This window comes from Nonomuraea zeae (genome assembly GCF_005889725.1).
Classification (GTDB): Bacteria; Actinomycetota; Actinomycetes; order Streptosporangiales; family Streptosporangiaceae; genus Nonomuraea; species Nonomuraea zeae.
Genome location: NZ_VCKX01000408.1, coordinates 1 through 9,073 on the forward strand (window position 1 = coordinate 1; position 9,073 = coordinate 9,073).

A 9,073-nucleotide genomic window follows, 5' to 3' on the forward strand; every position below is an offset into this window, starting at 1 on the left:
CGTCAGATTTGTATAAGAGACAGGTCGCGGAGGGCTGCGTCGAAGTCGGCCAGCCCGTCGAACGCGCCGCCCTCGCGGACGAAGGCGTTCACCGCCTGGCGGGCCCGTTCGCCCGCAGGGGTGTGGTACTCGGCGCCCGCGAACGGGGTGAGCGTGGCGCCGACCACGCCGACCCCGGCCGCGTGCGCCGTCGCCACGATGCGGCGGTAGGCGGCGACGAGGTCCTCCGCCCGCGCGCCCGCGCCGAGGTCGTTGATGCCCGCCGCGAGGATCACGGTGCCGATGCCCGGCTTGGTCAGCACCTCGGCGGTCAGCCGCTCCTCGGCCGATCGCCCGGTGCCGGCGGTGAGCACGCACCCGCCGGAGACGCCCTCGTTGGCCACGGCCAGCGGCCACGACGCCCGGAACGCCCGGTCCGCCAGCAGGTCAGGCCAGCCGTGGCCGGTCTCGGACCCGACCCCGGTGGCGATCGAGTCCCCAAGCACCGCCACGCCCAGCGCCCCCACGCCCGGCACCCCCACGCCGGACGCGCCCGCCCAGGAATCACCCGCGCCCGGAGCCTCGGCTGGGGCGCAGAGCGTTACCGCGTCCAGCCAGTGCCAGCTCGTCACCTCCCGCTCGTACGCGCTCCCGTCCCCGTCCCCCGCGTGATCACCGGGGACCGACCGGTACGCGGGCGACGCAGCGCACTCACCCGCACGAGCCGGCGCCGTAGCGCGGTTGCGCCCGGTCAGGACGCCGCCCTCGCCGCGCAGGTACACGCTGACCGCGAGCCGCTGCCGGGCGCCCACGACCCCCGGCAGCGGATCGCTGAGCACCGTCGCCCCCGGGGCCAGGCTCACCCCGAGCCGGCCGCCGAACAGCAGCCGCCGGTTCGAGCCGGGCTCCAGCGCCGCCCCCGCCCTCGGCACCCCCGCGTACACGGCCCCGAACGTCACCACCCGGTCCCCGAACGCGTTGGTCAGCCGCACCCGCAGCCCGGTCCCGCCCACGGTGGTCCGCACCACGTTCCGGACCGTCAGCTCGCGCAACGCGCCCCCGAGCCGCTCGGCGGCGGCCGCCCAGGTGGTGACCGGACGGCCGCCGCGACTCAGCGCTCCCACGCCGCGGTGAAGGAGTGAGCGCCGGAGCCCACCCGGCAGACCAGCGCGGTCTCGGTCCTGGACAGCCCGGCCACCGGCCCGCCGGACTCGCGTACCGACGCGGGGTCGGTGGTGGGGACGTGCACGGTGGCCACCGCGCCGGGCGGGATCTGGACCTCCAGCCGCAGCGTCCCCGCGTCCACCTCCCATCGGCCGGCCAGCCGCCCCAGCGGCGTCTCGTACGCGGCCGAGGCCCACCGCAGCGTCCCCCCGACCAGCGGCCGGATGAGCGGCCGGCGGAAGCCCGCCGAGCCCTCCTCCTGCCCGAGCCCGGCCACCCCGCTGTAGAGCCACTCGCCGACCGAGCCGAGCGCGTAGTGGTTGAAGGAGTTCATCGCGACTGGACCGAAGCCCGACTCCTCCGTCCAGCCGTCCCACCGCTCCCAGATCGTGGTGGCCCCCCGCTTGATCGAGTACCCCCACGACGGGTACCGGTCGTCGTGCAGCAGCGCGTACGCCAGGTCGGCGTGCCCGTGGGCCGACAGGACCGGCCCGAGCAGGCCCACCCCGGCGAAGCCGGTGGTCAGCCGCCGCCCCCGCCGTTCCAGGTCGGCCACCAGGTGCGCGACGGCGGCGGGGACGAGCTCGGCGGGCACCAGGTCGTGGGCCAGCGCCAGCAGGTAGCCGGTCTGCGTGTCGCCCGTGACCCGCCCGTCCGGCGACACGAACTCGCGCACGAACGCCTCCCCGATGCGGGCGCGGAGCCCCGCGTACCGGTCGTGCGCCGCGTGGTCACCCAGCACCCGCGCCGCCTTCGCGGTCAGGTCCGCGCTCAGCGCGAAGTAGGCGGTGGCCAGCACGTCGCGCGAGGTGGTCACGCCCGCCTGCAGCCAGTCGCCGTAGTGGCTGCCGACCCGGTCGCGCCAGATCAGGCCGGGGTTGTGGCGCTCGACGTGGTCCACCCACCGCCGCATGCTGGGCAGGCTGTCGCGCAGCACCCGCTCGTCCCCGTACACCTGGTAGAGCCGCCACGGCACGATCGTGGCGGCGTCGCCCCAGCCCGGCGTGCCGTGCCGCTCGGTCATGACGTGCGGCACCACGTCCGGGACCGCGCCCTCGGCGGTCTGCGCGCAGCGCAGATCGGCCAGCCAGCCGGTGAAGAAGGCCGCCACGTCGGCGTTGTAGCAGGCGGTGGCCAGGAACACCTGCGCGTCCGCCGTCCAGCCGAGCCGCTCGTCGCGCTGCGGGCAGTCGGTCGGCACGGACACGAAGTTGTCGCGCTGGCTCCACCGGATGTTGCTCATGAGCTGCCGCACCGTGGCGTCGGAGCAGGAGAACTCGCCGGCCACCGGCGTGTCCGAGTGCATCGCCCGCCCGACGAGGTCGAAGCCGGCGTGCCCGGTGACCTCGACGTAGCGGAAGCCGTGCACGGTGAAGCGCGGCTCGAACGTCTCCTCCGGCCGCCCCGCCGCCACGTAGTGGTCGGTGGCCTCGGCCGAGCGCAGGTTCTCGGTGTAGAGGTCGCCGCCGGCGGTCAGGGCCTCGCCGTGCCTGAGCGTGACGCGCGTGCCCGGCTCGGCGCCGCGCAGCGTCAGGCGTACCCGGCCGGCGATGTTCTGGCCGAGGTCCACGATGGTGCGGCCGTCGCGGGTGCTGATCTCGACGGGTACGAGGTCCTGCGTCACGCGTACGGGCTCGGCGGCCGACGGCACCAGCACGCTGTGATCGGTGTCCGCGACGCGGGCCGGAGCCCAGGAGGAGTCGTCGAAGCCGGGCAGGTCCCAGCCGTCGTGCTCCAGCCGGGCGTCGTACGACTCGCCCATGAGCAGGTCGGCGTAGCGCAGCGGGCCCGTCGTCTCGCGCCAGCTCCCGTCCGTGCCGATCACCGTACGGGAGCCGTCCGCGTGCTCGGCCACGACCTGGACCAGGAGCTGCGGGGCCCGGCCGTAGCGCTGGGCCTGCTGCCGGCCGTCCCAGCCGAGGCTGCCCGACCACCAGCCGTCGGCCAGCACCGCCCCGACGCACAGCGGCCCGTCACCGGCCAGGTCCGTGACGTCGTAGACCTGGTACGGGACGCGCTGCCGGTAGTCGGTCCACCCCGGGGTCAGCTCGCCGTCGCCGACACGGTGGCCGTTGACGCGCAGCTCGTACAGGCCACGGGCGGTGGCGGCGACGCGGATCGCGGTGGCGGGGCGCAGGTCGGCGACGCGCCGGAAGTAGCGCGGCGCGGGCAGGTGCGACGTGCGGACGGTGCGGGGCTCGCGGTCGTCCGTGGGCGGCTCGAACGGCGGCTCGGTCTCGGGGTCGTGCGCGATCCAGGCCGCCCGCCACTCGCCGGCGTGCAGCACCCCCGTGTCGAACCACGACCGCGCGGACCCGCCGTCGCGGACCTCGACCTGCCAGGTGTAGCGGGCGAACGACACCAGCGGCGCGCCGCCGTAGTCCACGCTCACGTCCTGGCCGTCGATCCACCCGCTGTCCCAGGCCAGGACGTCGCCGGGCCCCCGCACCCGGATCCGGTGGCCGGCCGGGGCGTCCCCGCGCCGGCCGGAGGCCAGCCGCCAGGCCAGTCTCGGGGTCGGCGTGCCGATGCCGAGCGGGGTCCGGCGGTGCTCGCAGCGCAGGTCGTACGGGCGCAGGGTCGCGGCGGCCCGCGGCTGTGGCAGCGACCAGCCGTCCACCCCGGGCGATCGCACGGCGCTCAGGTCGTTCACCATGTCCACTCCTTGGCGGGCCGGGCCAGCTCGTAGTCCCGGCGCGGGGCGGTCGGATGGACCTTGCGCCCGCTGTACATCGGGCGCGCGGTCCCCTCGGGGCTGATCCCGATCACGTCGTCGCCCCGCCACCGCACCTGGTACTCGCGGCCCGCCGCGACCTCGGTGCTCGTCGTCTCCGGCACGGGGAAGGTGACGGTCACGCGCTCGCCCTTCCGGGGCGCTGGGATCGACAGGTAGCCGTCCGGCGCCCACGCCCCGGCCTGGCCGCCCTCGAAGCCGCCCGTCTCGCGGGAGACGCGGACCCTGGCGTACCCGGCCCAGGCGGGCACCCGCATCCGCAGCTCCGGCAGGTCCTCGTGCACGTCGAGGTCCACCCGGCCCTCGTGGGGGAGGTGGCTGAGCACGGTGACCTGCCGGGTGGCCCTGGTGAGGAGCAGGTTGACGCGGGTCACGCGGTCGCCGGCGGTGACGATGGAGTTCCAGCCCCAGAACAGGCCGCGTACGCCGGAGCCGACGCAGCACGCCTGCACGTCGGCGGTGTGCCCGCGCCCGAGCTCGACGTCGCAGACGTAGTCGTTGGGGGCGCCGTACCCGGCGAAGGCGCCGAGCACGCGCTCGCCCACCCGTACGTGCGTCGTCCAGCCCGGCTCGTCGCCCGAGGCGTCGGGCGCGGACTCCACCCAGCTCAGGTCGAGCAGCTGCGACTCGACGAGGTGGTTGCGCAGGAACCGCTCGACCACGCCCCAGTAGGCGGTGTGCCCCGACCCGGCCAGCGTGGTGCCGGTGCCGATGAGGTCCACCAGGGAGCAGCTCTCGTGCTCGTACCGCTGGTCGGCCAGGTCGCCAGGCGTCCAGCCGAACGCGGTGGCCTGGCCGAGGGCCCAGTCGTAGGCGCGGCGCACGAACGCGGTCAGCTCGTGGTCGCCGGTGTGCGCGGCGTACCGGGCGAGACCTTCGAGCGTGCCGAGGCGGGTGTGGAAGTGGCCGCTGCGGTAGGCCCGCGCGGGGTTGAAGCTGCCGTCCTCGTTGAACACGCCGCTCTTGTGCACGATCAGCCGGGCGAACCAGCCGCACAGCTCCAGCGCGTCCTCGTTGCCCGTGGCCTGGTGGTAGCGCAGCAGCGGCATGATCAGCCGGCCGCTGAAGGAGGCCGGGTCCGGTGCGAGGTGCAGCGCGATGGCGTTGGGCGAGGGCCAGCCGTCCCGGGTGTACTCGGAGGCGGGGTAGAACCACACGTCCCGCTCCTTGATCGCGATCCGCTTCAGCGCGGCCACGTGCCGGTCCACCAGCCTCCTGGCCTCCGGATCGCCGTCGGAGACGAACCACGTGGTCAGCGACAGCAGCACCGCCCGCTGGTCGATGAGGTTGGCGTTGGCCGGCCAGCCCACCTCGGGGCGGGCCAGCCGGTAGCTCAGCCCGTCCGCGCCGAAGAAGCCGGTGAGCCTGCTCCGGAAGCCCCGCTCGACGTCCCGCCAGGTGTCCTTGCCCGTCATGTGCCTGGCCAGCAGGCAGGCGTCGAGCAGCCGGCCGTGGCTGGAGCCCCAGTCCCAGTCGCCGTGCCGCAGCACCGCCGGGCGGGCCAGCAGGTCGGCACTGAAGTACGGGATGCCGCCCATGTCCTCGTCCGGCAGCCCGGCCACCGCGTTCATCGCCAGCGCCGCCCGTTCTTCGAGCAGCACCGTGTCGGGGATATCCGGCATGTCCATCCCTCACATAAATATTCAAGTGTGCATAAATGTCTCACCCACCCTCCTTCGCCCCGTGCGTGCCGTCAAGATGTGCATATATATTCGTATCTTGTTGGATATGTAGGGCTGAGGCAGGATGACGGCATGAGCGATGATTCGGTGGTGCGTCCGCGCCCGGAGGCGGCAGTGACCTTGCGGCCCGCCGCAGGAGGGCGCATCGAGGGCGGCTTCTGGGGCGCGCGGCAGCGGGTCAACCGCGAGGTGACGATCCCGCTGGGCGGCGAGCGGATCCGCGAGTCCGGCGCCTTCGCCAACCTGGAGCTGGCCGCCCGCGGTGCCGGAGGGGAGCACCGCGGGAAGGTCTTCGCCGACTCCGACGTCTACAAGTGGCTGGAGGCCGTGGCCTGGGAGCGCGGCCGGGCCGACGACGAGCGGTTGCGGGCGGCGTACGAGGAGGCGGTGGAGCTCGTCGCGGCCGCCCAGCGCGCCGATGGCTACCTGCACACCCACACCCAGCTCACCGGCCGCGAGCGCTACTCCGACCTGGCCTCCAGCCACGAGCTCTACTGCGCCGGCCACCTCATGCAGGCCGCCGTCGCGGGCAGCCGCGCCACCGGCGACCGCAGGCTGCTGGAGGTCGCCACCCGCTTCGCCGACCACCTGGTCAAGGACCTGCCCGAGGACGCGCTCGACGGGCATCCGGAGATCGAGACCAGCCTGGCCGAGCTCTACCGGGAGACCGGCGCCCGCCCGTACCTGGAGCTGGCCACCCGCATGGTCACCAGCCGTGGGCGGGAGCGGCTCCCGCTCAAGGGACACCACGGGCCCGGCATCCGCCAGGACCGGGTGCCGCTGCGGGCGGCCACCACGGTCGAGGGCCACGCCGTGCGCGCCGTGTACCTGGCCGCCGGGGCGGCCGACGTCGCCGCGGAGACCTCGGACCGGGAGCTGCTGGCGGCGCTGGAGGGTCAGTGGCGTGAGATGGTGGCCACGAAGACGTACCTGACGGGCGGTCTCGGCTCCCAGTGGTACGGCGAGCAGTTCGGCGGGCCGCACGAGCTGGCCCCCGAGACCGCCTACTGCGAGACCTGCGCCGCCATCGGCAGCGTCCAGTGGTCCTGGCGCATGCTCCTCGCCACCGGCGACCCGGCCTTCGCCGACCTCATGGAACGCACCCTGTACAACGCCGTCCTGCCCGGCATCTCCCTCGGCGGCGACCGCTTCTTCTACGTCAACGCGCTGCGGGTGCGCGCCGGCGCCAACCCCGACGACCGGCGCGCCCCCGCCAGGGGCCGCCAGGACTGGTACGGCACCGCCTGCTGCCCGCCCAACGTCATGCGCCTGCTGTCCTCCCTCGGCCACTATCTCGCCACCCAGGACGGCGACGGCGTCCAGCTCCACCTGTACGCGTCCGGCACGGTCCGGGCGGGGGAGGTGCTGCTGGAGGTGGTGACCGGCTACCCGTGGGACGGGCGCGTCGAGATCGTGGTGCGCGAGACCCCCGGCCACCCGTGGACGCTCTCGGCCCGGATCCCGTCGTGGGCGGACGCCGCGGTCGTGACGCCGGGCCCCGCCGGCCCGGCCACGGGCGCCGGCCAGGGCTCCCTGACCGCGGACGCCGAGCCCGGCACCTACCACCGCATCCGGCGCACGTGGCGGCCGGGCGACCGGATCACCCTGGACCTGGGGATCCGGCCCCGCCTGACGTCGGCCGTGCCCAGGCTGGACGTGGCCCGCGGGCAGGTCGCGGTCGAGCGCGGCCCGCTGGTCTACTGCCTGGAACAGGCCGACCACCCCGGCGTCGTCGTGGACGACCTGTGCGTGGCGTCCGCGGACCTGCGCGACGGGACCCCGATCCCCGGGCTGCCCCCCGAGGTGGTGCCGGTCCGCGCCCGGGGCCGGGCCCACGTGCACCGGGAGGACGACGGCGGCTTCCCGTACCGCACCGCCACCGCGCCTCAGGAGCCGGAGCACGCGGGCCCGATCGAGCTGACGTTCGTGCCGTACTACGCCTGGGCCAACCGCGGCATCGGACCCATGACGGTCTGGGCCCCGATGCACTGACCCCCACCCCCGACAGCGTGCGCCCTGGTCAGGGCCACACGGTGTGGGAGTTCCACTTGACGATCTTCTTGAGCTTGGCGACGGGCGGTAACCCGGTCGCCCCGCTCAGCTTGGCGTAACCAAGCTCGGCGCCGGCCAGCTGCACATCGTAGAAGCTGGCCCCGGTCAGGTCCGCCGCGTAGAGATTGGCGCGGCTCAGATCGGCCGACGTGAGCGTGGCCTTGCTCAGATCGGCCAGGTTGAAATTGGCGTCGGCGAATGAGGACCCGATCAGGAAGGCGTCCTTCAAACCGGCGGCGCGCAGGTCGGCCCCGGACAGGTCCGACTCATGGATGAGCGCCCGGCTCAGATCGGCCTGCATGAGATTGGACCGGGCCAGGTAGAGCCCCCGCAGCCGGGCGCCCGGGATCTGGGCACGGGCCAGCTGCAGCCATCCGGTCTTCGGGTCGGCGGGCCGGGTCCGGCCCAGCACCGCGAGCGCTCCCTGGATGTCGCGCGGCTGAAGCGACGCCCCCTTGCGGCCGTTCCCGACGACGTAGGTGGCGAGCAGGTCGGTCGTGGCCTCCCGGTAGGAGGTTTCCTCCCTGGCGACCCCTTCGAGGGCGAACATGCCGGCGACCCGCACGTCCAGGCTCTTGCTGGCGAGCTGCTCGACAGCTCTGCCGAAACGGTCGCTGATCTGGCCCTTCCGCGTGACGGCAAGCCCCTCCCGCGCGACCCGCTGCTCCTCCCGCGCGGCGTCGATCGACTGGGCCGTCTGCGCGAGCCCCTGAGCCGTCAGGAGCAGGCTGATCAGCACCCCGAGAGTCGTCGCGATCTGGACCAGCGTGGTGATGAGCTGACGACGGCTCTCGGTGGCACTGTTGTGCAGCTCCGCGCGATCCTTCGCGGGGAGCGCGTCGAACTCCGCCCGCGTCAGCGGGGCGGTCGGCTGGCCGGTGGAACTCCGACGCCACATCATGTCGGCATTATGTGATCCACCGGTCACGCTGGCGAGAGCATTCCCCTGTCAGGCGACGGAACCCTCACCGACCGTGACGCCCGTGACCGACAGCTCCTCCACGTCGCTCACCACATCCGCCCGCGACACCCGCGCGAACGAGCTGTCCCTGATCGTGATCCCCCGCAGCGGCTGCTCGGGGTACCCCCGCAGCAGGTACGCGCTCCGCGTCCGATCGCTGCGCACCCCCGCCACGTGGACGTTGCGCACCGGCGGCGGGTCGTCCCCGTTGTGCCCGTCGCCGTGGTAGAGGTCGATCGAGACGACCTCCTTGGTCAGCTCGCTCACCTCGACATCCTTGACGAAGACGTTCTCCACGAACCCCCCGCGCACCGAGTTCGTCTTGATGTACAGCCCGAAGTACAGCCCGGGCCCGCCCCACCGGCAGCGGCGCACGAACACGTTCCTGATCCCGCCGGTCGTGTCCGTCCCGATCGCGACGGACCCGTACCGGTATCGCATCTCGCAGTCCTCGATCAGCACGTCCTCGCACGGCACCCCCACCCGCCGCCCGTCCGGCCC

At 73.9% G+C, this 9,073-nt stretch carries 6 protein-coding genes; 1 reads left to right on the forward strand and 5 read right to left on the reverse strand.

Annotated features, from left to right (window positions below):
* Window positions 1-2: 2 nt before the first annotated feature.
* The 3 genes from ETD85_RS56735 to ETD85_RS56745 are packed head-to-tail and all read right to left on the reverse strand — an operon-like array spanning window position 3 to window position 5,505.
* Window positions 3-1,103, reverse strand: coding sequence for a GDSL-type esterase/lipase family protein (locus ETD85_RS56735; protein ID WP_170247399.1), 1,101 nt, complete (start codon window positions 1,101-1,103; stop codon window positions 3-5).
* The gene (locus ETD85_RS56740) at window positions 1,091-3,799 is read right to left on the reverse strand and encodes an alpha-L-rhamnosidase (RefSeq protein ID WP_138698137.1); all 2,709 of its coding nucleotides are present in this window, start codon (window positions 3,797-3,799) and stop codon (window positions 1,091-1,093) included. The genes ETD85_RS56735 and ETD85_RS56740 overlap by 13 nt, the downstream gene beginning before the upstream one ends.
* On the reverse strand, window positions 3,793-5,505 hold the full coding sequence (locus tag ETD85_RS56745; RefSeq protein WP_138698138.1) for a glycoside hydrolase family protein: 1,713 nt from the start codon (window positions 5,503-5,505) through the stop codon (window positions 3,793-3,795). The genes ETD85_RS56740 and ETD85_RS56745 overlap by 7 nt, the downstream gene beginning before the upstream one ends.
* A 126-nt stretch (window positions 5,506-5,631) precedes the next feature.
* On the opposite strand from ETD85_RS56745, the gene ETD85_RS56750 reads away from it, so the two are divergent.
* Window positions 5,632-7,551, forward strand: coding sequence for a glycoside hydrolase family 127 protein (locus tag ETD85_RS56750; protein WP_138698139.1), 1,920 nt, complete (start codon window positions 5,632-5,634; stop codon window positions 7,549-7,551).
* A gap of 28 nt (window positions 7,552-7,579) precedes the next feature.
* Here the strand turns inward: ETD85_RS56750 and ETD85_RS56755 are convergent, their stop codons facing one another.
* Complete coding sequence (locus tag ETD85_RS56755) at window positions 7,580-8,512, reverse strand: pentapeptide repeat-containing protein (protein ID WP_138698140.1); 933 nt, start codon at window positions 8,510-8,512, stop codon at window positions 7,580-7,582.
* Between the two features lie 48 nt (window positions 8,513-8,560).
* The coding region (locus ETD85_RS64090; RefSeq protein ID WP_206059524.1) for a glycoside hydrolase family protein at window positions 8,561-9,073 on the reverse strand (513 nt) is incomplete at its 5' end.

What these genes read in the sequence shown, in the direction of transcription:
- ETD85_RS56755 (WP_138698140.1), bottom strand. Translation starts at nt 8,512, where the DNA reads ATGATGTGGCGTCGGAGTTCCACCGGCCAGCCGACCGCCCCGCTGACG.
- ETD85_RS56750 (WP_138698139.1), top strand. Translation starts at nt 5,632, where the DNA reads ATGAGCGATGATTCGGTGGTGCGTCCGCGCCCGGAGGCGGCAGTGACC.
- ETD85_RS56745 (WP_138698138.1), bottom strand. Translation starts at nt 5,505, where the DNA reads ATGGACATGCCGGATATCCCCGACACGGTGCTGCTCGAAGAACGGGCG.
- ETD85_RS56740 (WP_138698137.1), bottom strand. Translation starts at nt 3,799, where the DNA reads ATGGTGAACGACCTGAGCGCCGTGCGATCGCCCGGGGTGGACGGCTGG.